This is a genomic window from Algibacter sp. L4_22 (genome assembly GCF_023473045.1).
Taxonomy (GTDB): Bacteria; Bacteroidota; Bacteroidia; order Flavobacteriales; family Flavobacteriaceae; genus Algibacter.
The window spans coordinates 652785-671452 of record NZ_JAMCOK010000001.1 but is presented as its reverse complement, the minus strand read 5'-3'; the positions used below and the strand labels follow the sequence as shown (position 1 = coordinate 671452).

The window sequence follows — 18668 nt, the reverse complement described above, 5'->3', positions numbered from 1 at the left end:
TTTATTAATAATTATCGTTTTGTGCCCAGTTTCCGTTTGAAAATTGAATTTCCTCAATTGGAATTGGAAATACTTCGTTTTTACCAGTTGTAAATCCGTCGATTTCTGCACCTCTACCTGTACGAACTAAATCGAAAAAGCGATGACCTTCACCTACTAATTCCACACGACGTTCATGAGCAATAGCATCGGTAAGTGTTGCTCCTGTTGAAGTAACATCATTTGCTATTCCAAAAGCTCTTTCACGCACGCGGTTTAAATAGCCTTGCGCTTTACTATCGCTAATTCCTCCACGATTATAAGCTTCGGCTGCCATAAGTAAAACATCAGCAAAACGAATAGCACGATAATTATTTGGATTTGTTAAGTTTTGATCGCCTGTATTTAAATCGCCTTTACGTGCAATATATTTTCTATTGAAATATCCTGTGTGTTCGTTTCCTTCTCCGTAAGTTGCACTGTTTGCTGTTGCCCAAGCTTCAATATCTAAAATAGCAACATCTTTACGTAAATCTCCATCTTCGAACTCGTCTACTACTTCTTGTGTTGGCACATTAAAACTAAAACCAGAATCGAAAAATGGCCCTGTATAATTTCTAATTCCGTTAAAACCAACAGCTACATTTCCTTCACTACATTGTAAACACTCGAAACCAGCACCTTCGGCATCAGAATATTGAACCTCAAAAACAGATTCGATATTGTTCTCTCCATCGGTTTCAAAAATAGTATCGTAATCGCTAACTAAATCGTACGGCCCTTCAGTAATTAATTTATCTAAAATCGTTGTCGCTTCTATAAATTTATTTTGATATAAATACGCCTTCCCTAATAAAGCTTGTGCAGAACCTTTTGTAGCTCTACCCACTTGTGGTGCCGTATAGGTTAAGTTATCGACTGCATATTTTAAATCGGTTTCAATTAAAGCATACACATCAGCAGCTGGTGAACGCGGAATACTTGTTTCATCTCCTAATGTAAAACGAGTTTCTTTTAAAGGAATATCGCCAAACCATTTTACTAATTCAAAATAATAGTAAGCTCTTAAAAAATGTGCTTCACCAAGTATAATTTCTTTACCTTCAAATTCCGTTTTATCTTGAAATTCTAAAATAAAGTTAGCACGGTTTACACCGGCATACATCCATTCCCAAAGCTTTTTTAATTCCGCATTAACGGGTGTATGAATCATATCATCAATTTGCTGCCATGCTACCACATCGGTTGCACTTTCTCCTCCACACAATGTATTATCAGAAGCTATTTCACCTAAAATAACATTTAAGTAAGTAGACTGCATTAAATCGTACGCACCAACTAGGGCATTATAATAATCGGTTTCGGAGTTGAAATAACTTTCAGAATCTATACTGTATCTATCAACTTCTTCTAAATAATCATCTCCACAAGAATTAGCGCCTAACACCAAAACCAATAAAAAGAGACCTTTAAGTTTATTTATATATTTTTTCATCTTTTAAATATTTTATATGGAAAGGTTTAAACCTAGAATAAATTGTCTTGAAATTGGGTAAAAACCATAATCGATTCCACCACCAATAGCGTCTCCATTAGTTGCTGCAGGATCGTAACCTTTATACTTTGTTAAAGTAAAAGCATTGTTTACTTTAGTATATATACGGAATTTACTAATCCCCAACTTATCGATAACATCTTGCGGTAACGAATAGCCTAGTTGAATGTTTTGCATTCTTAAGAATGAAGAATCTTCAACATAAAAATCTGAAAACAATTTGTTCGTTGTTGCTCCAGTTGTAGCTCTTGGCACACTGTTACTTGTACCTTCTCCAGTCCATCTATCTAAATACAAGCTTAATCGATTTACATTAGGCTGGTCACGTTCATAATTACGAACAGTTTCCTTACCTAGCTCAGCATACATATAAGCACTGAAATCTAAATTTTTGTAATTGAAACTAAAATTTAAACCCATGATATAATCCGCCTGAGGCTTACCAATATAAGTTCTGTCGTCTATTGTAATAGCTCCATCTTTATTAACATCTACAAAACGAATATCTCCAGGAGATGCTGCAGACCCTAAACCAACTTGCGAAGGCGCTGCATCTACTTCTGCTTGATTTTGGAAAATACCGTCAGATTTAAGTCCGTAGAAATAACCAATTGGTTGCCCTACTTCCATTCTAGAAATAGAAGGTTGCCCAACACTAAAAGTTCCGCCCTCTGAAACAACACCATTACTAACAGCAGTAACTTCGCCATCAATTTTAGTTACGTTATAACTTATACCGTATGAAAAATTATCAGATACAGATTCTTTATAATTTAAAAAGAGCTCAACACCTTTATTTCGTGTTGTTCCTGCATTAACTGTTGGTAGACCAGCACCTGGAGCACCACCACCTAAAATACCTGAAATTGGAAAATCTTCAATTAATAAATCATTTCTATCTTCAATAAAATAATCAGCTACAATTTCAAGTTTGTTATTAAACATATTCATGTCTAAACCAATATCCAGTTTTTCTGCAGTTTCCCAAGATGCATCTGCATTAGGTATTCTTCCATTTGCTGTACCTGTTATTAATGCTCCATCTAAAACATAAGTAGCTTCCCCACTTAATAAAGCGCGGTATAAATCGTCTCCAACATTGTTCCCTAGAGTACCATAACTGGCTCTAAGTTTTAAGAAGTTTATTACTTTGGAATCTTTTAAGAAGTCTTCATCAGAAACTTTCCAACCTGCTGTTGCTGAATAGAAATAATCAATTCTGTTTTCTGGTGAAAAATCTGAAGAACCATCACGACGTACCATAGCAGAAAGTAAATATTTTCTATTATAATCATATTGTAATCTTCCGAAGTAAGATGATAACCTAGAATCGTAAATGTAAGAGCTTGTTGATTTAGCTTCACTTAAACCGTTTGCTAAAGAAATATCGGCAAATTCCCAAGAATTGTTTGGGACATCGAAACCTGTTCCTTGAAGATTATCCCCCCAAGCACGTTGCGCACTAGTCCCTAATGTTAATGTAGTATTATGCTTTTCGTTAAAGACCTTATTATAAGTAGCAAAAGTATCCCATGTATAAGAATTATCGGTATTTTGTGTTTGTATTACACTACTTCTATCATTATTAAAAACTTTACCAGAACCATAACCTACAATTGGGAAAAATTCCTTTTTGTTATCGTTGTATGATTTTAAACCGATACGAGATGTGATTTTGAATCCCTCAAAAGCTTCGTATTCTAATTGAAACGTACCTTCTATAGAATTTCCAGAATATTTATTAAATACATTTGATAATTGTGAAATTGGATTAACAACCTCATTCCCTAAAAAACCGGCAGTATCTTGTTGATCTAAACTATAAGTTGGTGCATAATTAAGCGCATTGAATAAAGGCGTACCCAAAGCATTTTCACCAATAGTTTTTCTATTATTGGCGAAATAATTTGCAGAAGTTGTGAATGTCAATTTTTCAGTAATATCGAAACCTAATTTAATTTTAGCATTCGCACGGCTAAAGTTAGATTTATCGCTAGCAATAATTCCGTCTTGTTCTAAAACCGAACCACCAAAATAATAGGTGCTTTTTTCACCACCACCTGTAACCGATAAATTATGACTTGTAATTGGCGCTTGACCAAAAAGCTCACTTTGCCAGTTAACACCTGTGCCTAAACCATTAATATTTGGATAAGGTAATGCTTGGCCGTTTGCTGCATAACTTTCATTTAAAATTAAAGCATATTCGGTAGCATTTAAATACGGTAATTCACGCGTGGTTTCTTGAATTCCAGTATAAGCATTATAGCTTATACTTGCAGCCGAATTTTTCTTACCACGTTTAGTAGTAACCAATACCACTCCATTTGCACCTTGAATACCATAAATAGCAGCTTGTGCATCTTTTAAAATAGAGAAGGTTTCAATATCACTTGGGTTAATAGAGTTTAAATCCCCTTTATAACCATCGATAATTACTAACGGCCCATTATCTCCATTAGAACTTACTCCACGAATTAAAATGTTAAATTCTCCACCAGGTGAACCTGAGGGCGACGTTACCGAAACCCCAGCCGATGTACCCTGTAATGCTTGTGCGGCATCTACAGGTCTTAAATCTTCTAAAGTCGCGGCACTTACAATAGATACTGCTCCTGTAACATCTTTCTTTTTCTGTGTACCATAACCAACTACAACTACTTCATCTAGCTGAGCTAAATCTTCTTCTAATTGAATGGTTAATTTTTTGTTGCTTGTAACCACTATATTTTTAGTTACATAACCAATGTAACTTACCGAAATAGTTGCTCCACTTGCAACATCTGATAATGCGAAATTACCATCAAAATCTGTTGTTGTTCCCTTGCTGGAATCTTTAATAATGATGTTCGCTCCAGGAATTGGAAACCCCGTTCCGTCCTGTACATTTCCGCTTATATCTATATTCTGCGCACCTGAGTATGCCATAAAGAATAAAGCTAAAATTTTGAATAGCGTGTGTCTCATAAATTTGTTTAGTTTTTGTTTATCATAAAATTAACATAACAGATTGAAGTATTAATAAAATACACCTCAACAAAAAACATACATCGTAAAAATATACGTTACTTTTTATCAAATAATTAATAATAACTAGGTTTTAAGGGCATTCATACTTGAATTTAGAAACACCAAAACAGTGTTAAAATCAAAAATGTTGTGGTAATGTATAGGTAATAAACAGCAATGTTGTACCCTGTATAGATTAAAAAAACAGACCTGCCTTCGATTTTAGTCTACGGACATATTTTTGATTAAAAAGATGTAACACTTCATCTTGATCTTGTAAAATTAAAAACCGGCGCAAGCTGCATGAATTAAAGCTTGAAACCGTTAAAAATGAACGTATTTAGACATAAAAACTCATAAGGTTTTGACACATGATGCTTAACACATCACCTACCATACACCAACTAATTCACTCTCCTTATTATAGTGCAATTATAAAAGCTAACCAATCACGTTCTACGTTACTAAGTAAAGTAATACACTAAAAAAAATTAAAACTTTACTCTAACTTAATACTTAAAAAAAAAGGGTTGAGGAAATATTTCCTCAACCCTTTACTCTAAAAACTACTACTCTAAACTAACTCTCTCTAATTAAATGTAATATTATCAAAATACACCACGTTATCTGAAGCTCTACCATCTATAAAATCTGGAAAAACAATAACTTGATCTACATTCGTAGTTCCATCTTGACCTATTATACCAAGAAGATGACTGAAATCGAATGTTAACTCTTCCCATTCATTAATTTTAGTATTAGCTACTTTTACTTCGGGTTGAGCTCCACCATTTGCACTAGCCAATTTAATTCCAACATCGCTAATCACGGTTTTGTATACCATAATCTTAATAGTCGTATTAGAAGCAGAAACGGTCCAAGTAATACCCATTTCACCATGTGCTATTTCAGTTCCAACCCATGGTGCTCCAGCTTGTAATGCAGTAATCTTAGCTACCGTTGAAGATGTATTTATTCCTGACGCACTTGGATTGGTTACAAATTCTAATGGTGAATTCCCTACGTTTTCAAAAACATTCCATGTCCAGCCTGCACCAAACCCAGATGGTTCAAAATCAATAGGAAGTGTCAGGTTATAATCTCCACTATTACCACCTGATGCTTGTAGCGTAAAAGTAACAGTATAGGTAGATGTTGTTAACCCATCTTCTGCTGTTACAACAATGGTAGTTTCACCTGGAAGTGATCCCGCTGGAGTTATTAAAGAACTGGCAGCTCCTTGAGTTTCGGTTACTGTTACCGTTGGAACTGTTGTTGTTCCTTCAGGTAATGTTACAGAATAGCTTAATGTATCCTGATTGAAACCTGAAATGCTATTACCATCAACCTTCAAGTCTGATAGAGTTGCATCCTGTTCTGTTGAAACTTCGAATTTATTGAACGTAATATTATCAAAATAAGTTACTACATCTGAAGATCTTCCATCAGTAAATTCTGGAAACACAATAATTTGATCAATATTGGTAGAACCATCAAGTCCATTACCAATTCTACTACTAAAATCGAATGTTAATTCTTCCCATTCGTTAATTTTAGTATTAGCAACCTTTATCTCTCCTTGCGCACCTCCTGCAGCATTTGCCAACTTAATACCAACATCGCTAATTACCGTTTTATATACCATAATTTTGATTACTGCATTTGAAGCTGAAAGATCCCATGTAATTCCCATTTCTCCGTGTACTGTTTCAGCACCTACCCATGGAGCACCTGCTTGTCTTGCTGTTATTTTGGCAACTTGAGCAGATGTGTTTATACCTGACGCACTTGGATTAGCTACAAATTCTACTGGTGGATTATCTTCATTCTCAAAAACATTCCAAGACCAATTAGCTCCAAACCCTGTAGACTCAAAATCGATAGGTTTATCAAGGCTATATGCTCCAGTACTCCCACCGCCACTAGTTCTTTCATAAAGTTTTAGATCGTCAAAATAATACGTATTGGTATTTGCTTCTGCTAAATCAAAGATTAAAACAATTCTATCATACTTAGCATCATGATTACTTGTAAAAGCAAATGATAACTCTTCCCATTCATTGGTTTTCGTTGTTGTTAATTCTATTTCAGTATTTACACCTGGATCTGCAATAGATTCTAATTTTAATAACACAGTATAACCTGGTTGAGCAGAATACACTTTAACTTTTAACCCTGCATTTGCACTTAAATCTAATTTAGCATCTAAATCTATTTGGTTATTATCCCAAGGATTAGTTCCACTTTTTGTGATTTGAGCCACTTTACAAGAACTATTTACACTATTATCAGAATCTGGATTATCCGCCCAAACAAACGTTGCATTGTCATTTGTAATACTAGAAGTAAGATCAGACATAAAAGTCATATTTAAACCTGCTGCTGTATTGTTTTCTGTAGACTCCGCAACACAAGCACTTCCTACTGAACCTGTACCATAAAGCATTAAATCATCGAAGTAATAAGTATCTGTGTTTCCAGCATTAAGATCAAAGAAAATAACAATCTTATCAAACTTTTCGCTTTCCGTACTCGCAAATGGAAATTCTATTTCTTCCCATTCATCAGTTTTGGTAGTTGCAACCTCTAATTCAGTGTTATTTTCTGGAGCACCGTTTTCTTCAAGTTTCACTCTTACTGTGAAGCCTGGCACAGCCGAATATACTTTCATTTTTAAACCTGCGTTTGCAACAAAGTCTAATTTAGCATCTAAACTGATTTGAGTATTATCCCAAAGATTGATTCCTAACTTTGTTATTTTAGCAACTTTACAAGACATATTTAAATCATTATCAAAATCAGGATTCGCTGCCCATTCGAAAGAAGTACCATCTGCAACAACACTCGCTGTAGGATCTGACATGAACGTCATGTTTAAATCCACTGCGCTATTAGACTCTTCAGTTTCTGCAGTACATGGTGCTGGAGGCGTTTCTACTTGCATAACATCATCGATATAGAATGTACCCGCAGTTTCCCCTGGACCATCCACAAACAATGTTAATCTTGAATATTTATCTGAAGGATTAAAACTAAATAATAATGTTTCCCATCCGGCACCTGTATGACTCACTGCAACTTCAGTATCTGCACCTGTACCTTCTTCCAGTTTCATTAAAACAGTTGTAGCCTCATCTGCCCAAAAACTCATACTTACAGTTTTTTCTGTTGCCAAATCTATATCAATTCCAAGATCGAAGTTAATACCCTCATACTCGGCTCCACTATTAGTAATAGCACCTACATTAGAAGCTACACTGTTTGTACCTGATACATCTGGATTTTCAACAATTTCAAAAGCAGCACCGTTAAAAACAGCCGCATTATAAATTACATCTGCATTATCAAAATTAATTGGCAAACCAAGTTTTTCTGGTATTGTAAATGTTATTTCACTCTCAAAAGTATCTGTTGCTCCTGCAACATTTTTGGATTCTAATACAACCGTATATGTTCCGCTTTTATCATATGTATTTATTGGGTTTTTTTCCGTAGATGTGTTTTCATCTCCAAAAGACCACTCATAACTACTCGCGTTTTCAGAAATATTTATAAAAACAACTGTTCCCGTTTCTAAATTAATGGTATAAGTAAATCCTGCGATAACTTGAGGATAATTATCATCGTCGTTGTTACACCCTACAAAGGATAACACTAAAAGCAAAATTGAAATTTGCTTCATTTTTTTAATTATTTGTTTCATAGTCTTTGATATTTTCAGTTTAGTCAATTAAATTATTTTTATACACTCTTACATAATCCACAAGCATAGTTTGAGGAAAAACAGTTTCTTCATTTGGTGCGCCTACATAATCTCCTCCAATGGCCATATTTATTATGATAAAGAAAGGATGATCGTAAACCCATTCTCCTGTAACATCTTCTGGTGTTATTTGGTTATACAAAACATCGTCCACGTAATAGTTAATATATTCTGGTCCCCATTCAATACCAAATATGTGAAATCCTGTATCGAATCTGTCATTTGTTAATTCATAACTTTTCGATATAGATTCTCCGGCTGAATATCCTGGACCATGTACAGTACCGCTAATTAAAGTTGGCTCTTGCCCACGGTTTTCCATAATATCGATTTCACCACATTGTGGCCAACCAACTTCATCAACATCTGCACCTAATAACCAAAATGCAGGCCAAAGACCTTGACCGTAAGGCAATCTAATACGTGCTTCAAAACGTCCATAAGTTTGCTCAAACTTTCCTTTTGTTAATATTCTAGCAGATGTATAATCAGAACCTTGAAAAGATTCTTTGTTAGCCGTCATTATCAATACTCCATTTTGAACAACAGCATTTTCTGCACGGTTTGTATAATATTGAAGCTCGTTATTTCCCCAGCCATTTTCACCATTTCCTATATTGAAATCCCAAATAGAACTATCCAAAGCACCATTTGTATCAAACTCATCTTGCATCACTAAATCTGTAAACTTTGCAACAGTTTGGGTATCATCTGTAGCACAACTCGTTATCACCAAAATTGGCAATACGAACAAGGAAATTTTAAGCAGTGTCGCTTTAATTCGTTTTTTATATTTATTTATTTTATTCATCTTTTCGTGTTTTTGGTTTTAGAAGCAACTTTTTAGTTATGGAAATAAATATTATCTAAATAGAAACTCTCTATTGATGATGTTGTTGGGTTATTTATATTTTCATAAATAATAAGACCAATATTGTTCTTATTTGCTAAGGTTACAGGTATTTCTAATGTAGCCCAAGTATATGCAGTAAAATCAGATGCATAAAAAAACACTTGTTGTGTTGTATCATCATCACCACCATCAACAGCATCTGCACCAAAATCTTTTATTGTAATTAAAAAATCTAGATCTGATGGAATTTCAGCCGGTATATACATATTAAGATGTAAAGTAGATTTTTCAGTCACATCTACCGTTGGGTTAGCAAACTGGTTACCAACAAAATTAAAACTAGTGTAGTACAATATATTATCTCCATTTAGAAATAAATCGGCCGATTGAGTTGTTTGAAAAGGCTCCCAATATCCGTTATAAAAGTCTACAGGCACATTGGTGTAAGCATCGCTAAATATAGAAATAACTTGACTTGACGCCAATGTTGGAGTAGGAGCAAAATCAAACCCTCCAATAGTCTCTATGGTAAGTGAACCTTGTGCTTTTTCGCTACCTAACATTGCCGTTATAGTTGCCGTACCATCGCCTATTATAGAAACCACACCTAACTCGCTCACTCTTGCAACTTCAATATCCGATGAAATAAACGTGAAATAAGACGGTGCCGCAGTAACCGTTTGGTTTGCACCTGATGATAAATTATACGTTTGAGTAAGCCCACGATCTACCAAGTTTATAGTACTTCCAGAAAACACTTGCTCTACAACATCTTCTCCATTTAACATAGCCGGTTGTGGTTGTGCTATAGTCCCTAATTTTTCGAATTGCAATTCATCTATCCAAAAAACATAACCACCCTCATCATCTGCATTTTCCGCGCCTTCAGCATAATAAAACATGCCTATTTCTTCAATTAATTTTGTAGGATCTGGAATAGCAATAACATACTTTGTCCACTTTGTTGATATCTCCAAATTACTTAAAGACACCTGAAACTTACTGTCATCTCCATCAATACCAAAACCTATTTCGTTTATGTCGGCGCCTTGTGAAGCTTTAGCCCAAAACGTTAAAGCATCATAACTTGTTAAATCGCGCGGACTAGTACTAGGGAAAGTAGCTCCGCCATAACCTACACCAAATGCCGGAATATCAAAACGCATAGATGCATCTCCTTTATAAGTTTCATTTTGTTCTACTGAAAAGGCGTCTTCAAAAGATCCTCCGAAAGGAAAATAATCCAATCCACCAACAAACCCATCAATAAAAACTTCGCCTGTAGCAGCGTGTGTAGCAAATTCTACTGCATCAGAAGCTTCTCTTTCACAGCTTACTGCAGTAACAAAAATTAAACCTAATAGGAAGGTGATTTTTGAAGATATAAATTTTATGTTTTTCATTTTTCTATCTTTTTTATTTTCCAATATTGATGTGTATGTAGGTTCTAATTTCCCACTCGTTTCCATTTCCAAAACCAACAGGACTTATTACTGGCGCTGTAGCAAACTCACCTATTGTATTAGGGCTATACCTTGGAGAATATTGATCTAAAGAACGCCATGTTCCTCTAATTCCAATTTTAGTATCGGGTAAAATAAACCAATCGGGTTTACCTAAGGTTGTAGATAAATCTAGCATTAATTGCACAGGATATGTTAAGTTAAAATCACGATGATAATCAAATGGTCCCCAATCATTAATTTTAAAAGAATGCACTAGCTTTAATTTATTATATATAAGTCTAATATCACCTCCAACACGTTGAATCATTCGCTCATCACTACCATTAGCTTGACCATTACCTGCGTAAAAATTAGCAATTACACCTAAATCTGGGTGCACTTTAGAAACAATTCTAGAATGAGCCTCCCAAAGATCTTCTGCTGGTGCAGAATTTGGAAAAGCAAAAGATGTTCTATTACCTAAAAACCCTACAGCAGCATCTTGAGCCGTTGGAAGATGGCGGTATACAAAACCAAAATTCATAGCAAATTTGGCATCTTCCGATCTATCGTTATCCCAATCGTACATCCATGTTCCTGGAGTTGGATCGAATGAAAACAAAAGCTCTCCTGCCGTAGTTTCTCTATTTGCGCGAACTGCAAATGGATCGTCTTGAATATTTCTAAGTCTTCCAGGTGCTTGCACATCGTTGGGCATAGCATCTACAATTGGCTTTTGCCATAAGAAATTTGGTGCAATTTGAAAATCACCAAAAGTATAAGTAAATCCAGAAAGGAAATTAGTTTGATTGCCACTACCAGAATCTTTTAATCTCCAACCTGTAAACGTTTTTGTTTGATCGGCACCACCATTTGCAACTAAGCCCATGGCTGCTCCTTGAGCGTACCAGTTAATAGCTCCTTTTTGATAAGTTATTTTGGCTTTTGCTCCCCAGTTATCTTCATTATTTATTTCATCGTTGTAAACAATATAACTTCCAGGCTCTCCTTCTACAAGTTGAAATTGTCTTCCATTTAATGGCTGACCACCCCAAATACCACCTATTTCGAAACCAAGATTTCCAAATTGCCTTTTAGCATGAAGCGTAACACGACGTGTTTTAGGTAATGGAATTGCTATAGAGGTTACCGCTTCACCTATATCATCAATATCTTCGTGATATACCGCAGTAACATCAAACTTGCCTATTTTGCGTGTGTATTTTAATAATACTGCTGGATTTGCACCCCACCATAATTGCGGACCAAAGGCAGCCTTTAATCCTTTTAAACCACGTTTTCCATCAATTTCAAAACCAGAAGTTTCACCGTTATAAATATCTAAATTTTCACCATAATTGGCTTCTGGATAAAGATTGAAAAAATCACCTTCATAAGCCCAGTGATAATGGCCAGTACGATAAAAACCACGAACATCAAAATCTTTAGCCGTCCAAGTATAACTTGCATTGTAAATTTGTACGCGATTAGGATCGGTAATAGTAACATCTCCATCATCTGAGTTTACTGTTACTGGTCTCCCTCTATTCTCATAAAAAATTTCATCAATAGGGTTGGCTGCTACATTACCTAAAATACTAACATTAACTTCTGCTTTCATATTTGGTGCGGGATTACCCTCTACACCAATATAGTAAGATTGCATATGATCGAAACCCAACTCGTTTGGATAAGTATTTGAGTCTGGATCGGCTGTATTAGGCGTTGTAATTAAACTTCCTCCGGTATTAAAAGTTGTAAACTCTGCTCTCATGTTACTAATTCTAATCTTATCAGAACCATTTCCTTTTAATGCTGCTTTATCCCCTCTGGCGCGTAAAACAGCGTCCATTAGTGAAATGTTTTTAAAATGATTGCTTACAAATTCTAAATCTACACCAGACGTGTAAGGATTTAATTGATGCGCTTCTTTTAAAGCATAATATGCTGCACGCGGATACAAATCATAAAGTCCTCTAGAATTTGTTGCTCCTTTGGCACAAATACCAAACCATTCTTCGTTCATATTATTATTACCACCTTCTAAATCAAGTTCATAACCACCATTAGACCAAGAAGCATTATTATCATGCACATCTAAATTTGTAGTTTGACCATATTTCCACCATCCATCACTAAATTGAAAAGTAAAACCACCAATAGAATTATTTGCTTTTCCTAAACCTGCAGCATTTTGGTAAATATCTTTCCAGTTTTCTACCATATAATAAGCCTGAGACTTTTGATCTTCTTGATTTTCTATGGCATTAAAAGCATCGGCTCCAAACTCGGTAAAGAGAATAGGTTTGTTTAGTTTTTCTTTTACAACATCAAAAGCATCTCCAAAAGAAGCCCCACGATACATATTAGTTCCTAGAATATCTACATCTTTACATTCTTCAGCAATAATCTCTATAAACAAAAGATCTCCATTGCAAATAGCAATTGGTAATGAAGCATTAATAGATTTCATTTTAATGGCCGCTTCATTCATTAGTCTGTACATTGCTCTACCGCGTGTATCACCAATAAATTTCTTTTTCTCCTCATCGTCCGGGAAATCCTCAGTTTCTGCTCCTGCCCAAAACAAACCATAATTATTTTCATTTCCTAAAAGGAATAATAACAAACCTGGTGTATTCTTATAAGTTTGCGCCATTTCTGAAACTTCGGTCAATAAAACTTCTTGAGCATCTTTATGACTGTAATCTGTTACAGCAACCCACGCACCATTTAAATTTAACCCATAACGCCCAAAAGAATGATTAAGCATGGTGTAAATACCGTAGTTTTCATAAATATATTTAATCCACTTTGGTTGTACTCCCGTGTACTGTCTAATAACATTTACACCCATATTTTTTAACAATCCCATTTCGGAATCTAATGCAGCTTTAATAACATCATCAGATTGTTTCCATAAACTGTAGGAGTAATTGGTGCCAATTGGGAAGTAATCCCAATTCATTCCATTAATCATTAATTTCTCTCCATTAACGGAAAGAAACATGCCTTCACTATTACTCTCAACCATTACTTTATCCGCTTGCGCAAAAAGTGATGTTGAAAATAAAATCAAGACTAATTTTAGAAAGTTTTTTCTCATAATATTAATACTTAAGTTGTCTTAGTTAATAGCTTGTTTAGTAGCATAAAGCTCACAAAACGTACAGCTATGTAAAATTAACCTATATATATGTTAAATTAACTTTAATAACCCCAACAAAAAGCATACACTAGAAGACAAAAGCATATTTTTGTATAAAACCCATAGTATGTAAGGGTTTTATACAATTGCTTTTTTTTTAAAAAAACTAGTTAAATTCTACTTAAAATATTAAATGTTGTGGTGCTGTATGGGTAAGTAAGCAATATGTTAAGGATACTACAACTCCAAAATGTAGTTTGTTAAGCTTGTTTCGTGAGGTAGCTCCATTTTCTTTCGTAATCTATACCGTTTCACTTCTACACTTCGATGTGAAATATTTAACAGAGGCGCAATCTCCTTTGAAGACAGATTTAATCGTAAGTAAGCACAAAGACGTAAATCGTTAGATGTTAACTTTGGATGGATTCCTTTTATTTTTTTTAGAAAATCTTTATCAGCATTATTAAAAGCTTCCTGAAACAGATTCCAATCGTCTGTATGGTTAATATTTTTATCAATTATCTTAATAACCTGCTTTATAGTTTTACTACCCTCTACATCTTCAAGCTCTTTCTTTAAGCTATTTAAAAACTCATTTTTCTTTATAAGACTCATGGTAGATACTCCCAATTCACGATTTTTCGCCTCAATATCCTCACGAAGCTTATCATTCTTAAAACGCATAAGCTTTTGGTTGTTTTCAAGTTCTTTAAGCTCAAATTCTCTTGTGGTTTTTTGCAATAATCGTTCGCGTTGATTTTTATAATAACGCTTATAAAACGTATGCATAAACAAGGAGAACAACAATACAGCAATAATATAAGAAGCAATCGCTATGTTTGAAAGCAACAATGGACGCTCTATTTTAAATGCATACGATGCCGAATTTAAAGTTAACTCATCACCAATACGCCCACGAACCACAAAGCTATAATCGCCATACGGCAGGTTTTCAAAAACCACTTCACCCTTACTACTCCAATGGCTCCAAGTATCATAAATTCCCTCTAGCTTGTATTGGTATTCTAGTTTCTGAATTTTTAAATATTGAGGAATACTGTAAGTAAATTTCACGTTATTCTTCTTATTTTTAAATACTGCCGAAGTTTTTAAGTTAACGTACTCGAAAGCTGTTTCTATTTTAGATGCACTTACTTCAACCTGATTTATACTTATTTCTGAAGGGTAACTATGAATCTTTTTTAAATCGAAAATAAAATATCCCGTTGCAGAACCAACTAAAAATTGTTCATCAACAATATTCGTTATATTTTCAAAACCGGTAATATCCTTTCTAATTTCAGAAGGAAATGAAATAGTTTCTATTTTCTGTTCACCGGTTAATTTTGCAGCAGTTAAATAATGCAGCCCGTAAGTAGATAAACTCCATAGCTTATCGGTTTCTAAATCTAGAATTAACTTACCCGAAGTATAATTACTTCCATTTATTAACTTACTTAAAAGCGTATCTTTTTGAAACCGATTAATAGCTTTCTGATACTTAAAAACACCTTTTTTAGTAGTATACAACAAATCATCATTATACTTAATAAAGCTAGAAGTTAAACCTTTTTCAACTAATGTATCTTGTTTAAAACTTACGGTTTTTCGGAAGCTACTATCAACTTTAACATTAAAAACACCCTTATATTCATGGCTAACAATAAGATTCTCTGGGTCTAAAAACTCAAAATATCGACTAGAGATATTAAAGTCTTCAATTTTATTTCTAAACTGCCATGATTCATTTATTTTCTCAAGAATGTTTAAACCATTATAGTTTCCTTGAATCAATAAATTTTCATGATTAGGAACTTTCTTAATTTGCCAAGCGCCTAATACATTAGATATTTTTTTCGATTCGGCACCTTCAATTAAAAACGTACCTGAATTATGACCACAAAAAAGCTGATTATCTAAAATCTCTAAACACCATACCTGCCCTTGAGTATTTGGGACAAACTGAAAATCTTCAGAACTATTTAATGGTTTACAAAACAAACCTTGATTAGACCCCAAATAAAGCAAACCATTGTAAACTTTAGATGTATAAACACTGCCAATAATGCCATTGTTATCAATATATTGCAAGTAAGGTGATTTACTATTTATACAATCAATACCATTATCTAAACCTAGCCAAATGTTATGATCTTCATCTTCAAACAAAGATAAAACCGTATTATTACTAAGCCCGTTAGATTGATTAACACCATGCTTTACACTACCATCATAAGTTAAATGTATTAATCCATCGGAAATAGTACCCAACACAAAACTCTTATCTTGAAGTTGAATACCGCTAAAAACACTAACATTATCCAAGATCTCTTTGTCTGCAATATCCCATGGCGTTAATGCCCCATCGATAAATTTAAAAAAGCCACGATCCTGAGTTAAAATCAGCAATTCCTGGTTTTGCTTAAAAATATTTACGATTAAATTTTCTTGAAGAATAGCATCATCAGATACAAGAACGCCCTTACCATTTTCAATTTGATATAAACCTTTATTTACATTTTGAAAGTATAGATTCTTTCCTACTAGAAACAACCTCGAAATTTTAGATTCAGAATCTACTACGCTGTAAGTTTTCTTTACCTGATCGTAAATATGAATGCGATCTAAAGATTGAAATAAAATCCAGTTTTCGAGTTTTAAAATCGTCCAAATTTCTTCATCTTCTAAAAAATCGACATTAAGTTGCTTTGATAGCGGCGTGTAATTTAAAAGTCCAAAATCATCCTTTTCCCAATAACCAAACCCTCTAAAACTACCTGTATAAATAAGCGAATCAATCACTTTTACAGTACGAAGAATCGTTTCGTTTGGTGAATGATACAAATTCCATTTGGCACCACTAAATTCTAGCAGCCCTTTGTTATTGGCAAAATAAAGATACTTATCGGAAGACTGAGAAATAGACCAATTCTGGTTTTCACCTCCATAAACTTCAGGTGTATAGGTTTGTATTGGTGGAAATTCCTGTGAACTTAGTGTAAATACTAAGCCTATACAGAAACAAAACAAGAAACAATAATGCTTTTTCATTTTTAACCCTAATGTTGGGCCAACAAGATACTGAATATCCTTTAAATAAAGGTGCTAAAAAATAATTGTATAGGTAATCACAGTTTTATATCATCTTCAAATAACTACTCATATTTCATATATGAATAAAAAATTAGCTATCAAATTATACTAATATGTCTTTCTAGAAAAAGCACATTAGTATAGGTGAAAATCAATTATTTCTTCTCTAAAAGCATAATAGTATCATTTGAATTAATAAGAACTTGCCCATCTTTCACTTCGGAATAAACACCAGAATATGCATCATGAATTTTAATGCCATTTTCAAACACTTCCGAAACATCAATTATTTTTTCTCCCTTAGGAAAATCCAAACCAACAAGTACGACATCATTAAAATCTTCTTTTGAAAAACGACGTGTAAATAAATAAGGTTCTTGAGATATCATTTGATGAATACCAGCTCCAACCGCTGGATGGCTCGCTCTAAATTGTCCTAATTTCTGCCAATGTTTTAAAATAGCTTGGGTTTTTGTATTGTTTTTAAAATCGTCCCAATTCATAAAAGAACGCAGTGTAGCATCTCCTTCCGCACCTTCAATAACAAGTGGTCTAGCTAACTCATCGCCATAATACACCTGCGATGCACCAGGACACAACAACAATTTTGTGGCAGTTTCAAAAGGTTTCTCACGCTTCGCATCAAATGGCTGTCCATCGTCATGCGAGGTTAAATAATTTAAAACACTATAACCTTTTAAACCACCATTTAATATCCCTGAATAACGTTTAAACACATCTTCCATAAGCCTTTGTGCTAAATTCCATTTAGCTTCAAAATTGATTAAACTTTCAAAAGCATTGTCAAAATAGTTAACTTTTTTATCCCCAAAATCGTAGGTCTTTTCATTTGATATGTTATAATTATAAACCTCACCAACAAGATAAAACTCATTATTATCCAAAACCTTTTCTGGGTTTTGCTCTTTGTACTGTGCAAAAGCATAATCGCACTCTGCTTTATATTCCTGCCAAACATAAGCTTCGGTGTGCTTTACAGTATCTACACGGTAACCATCAATACCGTATTCTATAATATAATCCGTTAGCCACTTCATAACATAAAAACGTGGCGACCTAGGATGGCCGGTGCGCTCAAAAAACGCATCTAATTCCTTAATTTCTTGATCGTATCGACCTTCAGTTTTCCACTTTTTGATCAAGAACGGCGGTAAATCAATATTTTCATTGCTTTCCGTTCTAAGATCTGGTAAATTTTTCACAAGCGTACATGCAACAGTGTTCTCATAATTATCATAACTGCATTGTGGACCGGTACGCACCCACTCTTTCGGCCAAACAGAATCTTTATCGGTTACTGGCCCTGTATGGTTTATTACACCATCCAACAAAACACGAATACCGTGTTTATGAGCCGTTTTAATTAATTCATGCAAATCGGCTTTACTACCAAAATTTGGATCGATAGACGTCCAATCCTTTGCCCAATAACCATGATATCCATAACTTAAACCCGTGCCTTCGTCCGTTCCTCCATGAATTTGTTCAACAATAGGCGTCATCCAAATAGCATTAATTCCTAAATTAGTAAAATAACCTTCATTAATTTTTTGAGTAACACCTTTTAAATCCCCACCTTCAAAGCCACGGAGTTTACCCGTTTTAGCAGTCCTATTAAAGTTAATATCGTTAACTGTATCTGCGTTATTAAAACGGTCCGTAAGCAAAAAATAAACATTAGCACCTTCCCAAACAAACGGCGTTTTGACTTCGGGCTTAACAACTTCTGTTTTTACAGTTTTATTGCAACCTGTTAAAATAAATAGAACTATAATGGTAGCTAAAATTTGTTTCATTTTAAT

Annotated in this window: 8 protein-coding genes; all 8 read right to left on the bottom strand. The window is 34.3% G+C overall.

Translation table 11 applies throughout. The annotated features are described in order from the left end of the window. Window positions 1–4: 4 nt before the first annotated feature. A complete protein-coding gene (locus tag M4I23_RS02885; protein ID WP_249753392.1) occupies window positions 5–1474 on the bottom strand; it encodes a RagB/SusD family nutrient uptake outer membrane protein in 1470 nt (489 codons plus the stop codon). 12 nt (window positions 1475–1486) lie between these two features. Then, the gene (locus tag M4I23_RS02880; RefSeq protein ID WP_249753391.1) at window positions 1487–4501 is read right to left on the bottom strand and encodes a TonB-dependent receptor; all 3015 of its coding nucleotides are present in this window, start codon (window positions 4499–4501) and stop codon (window positions 1487–1489) included. Between the two features lie 631 nt (window positions 4502–5132). After that, window positions 5133–8225: a PKD domain-containing protein gene (locus tag M4I23_RS02875; RefSeq protein ID WP_249753390.1), complete on the bottom strand. Its 3093-nt coding sequence runs from the start codon at window positions 8223–8225 to the stop codon at window positions 5133–5135. Window positions 8226–8265: 40 nt separating this feature from the next. Continuing rightward, window positions 8266–9117 carry a family 16 glycosylhydrolase gene (locus M4I23_RS02870; RefSeq protein WP_249753389.1) on the bottom strand — a complete coding sequence of 284 codons (852 nt, stop codon included), beginning with the start codon at window positions 9115–9117 and terminating at the stop codon, window positions 8266–8268. Between the two features lie 32 nt (window positions 9118–9149). Beyond that, complete coding sequence (locus tag M4I23_RS02865) at window positions 9150–10562, bottom strand: glycosyl hydrolase family 16 (protein WP_249753388.1); 1413 nt, start codon at window positions 10560–10562, stop codon at window positions 9150–9152. A gap of 13 nt (window positions 10563–10575) precedes the next feature. Further along, entirely contained in the window at window positions 10576–13710 is a 3135-nt protein-coding gene (locus M4I23_RS02860; RefSeq protein ID WP_249753387.1) for a glycosidase, read from the bottom strand. 279 nt (window positions 13711–13989) lie between these two features. Continuing rightward, window positions 13990–16803, bottom strand: a complete 2814-nt coding sequence (locus M4I23_RS02855; RefSeq protein ID WP_158846648.1) for a triple tyrosine motif-containing protein — start codon at window positions 16801–16803, stop codon at window positions 13990–13992. Between the two features lie 197 nt (window positions 16804–17000). Then, window positions 17001–18662, bottom strand: a complete 1662-nt coding sequence (locus tag M4I23_RS02850; protein ID WP_158846646.1) for an alpha-amylase family glycosyl hydrolase — start codon at window positions 18660–18662, stop codon at window positions 17001–17003. Window positions 18663–18668: the final 6 nt, after the last annotated feature.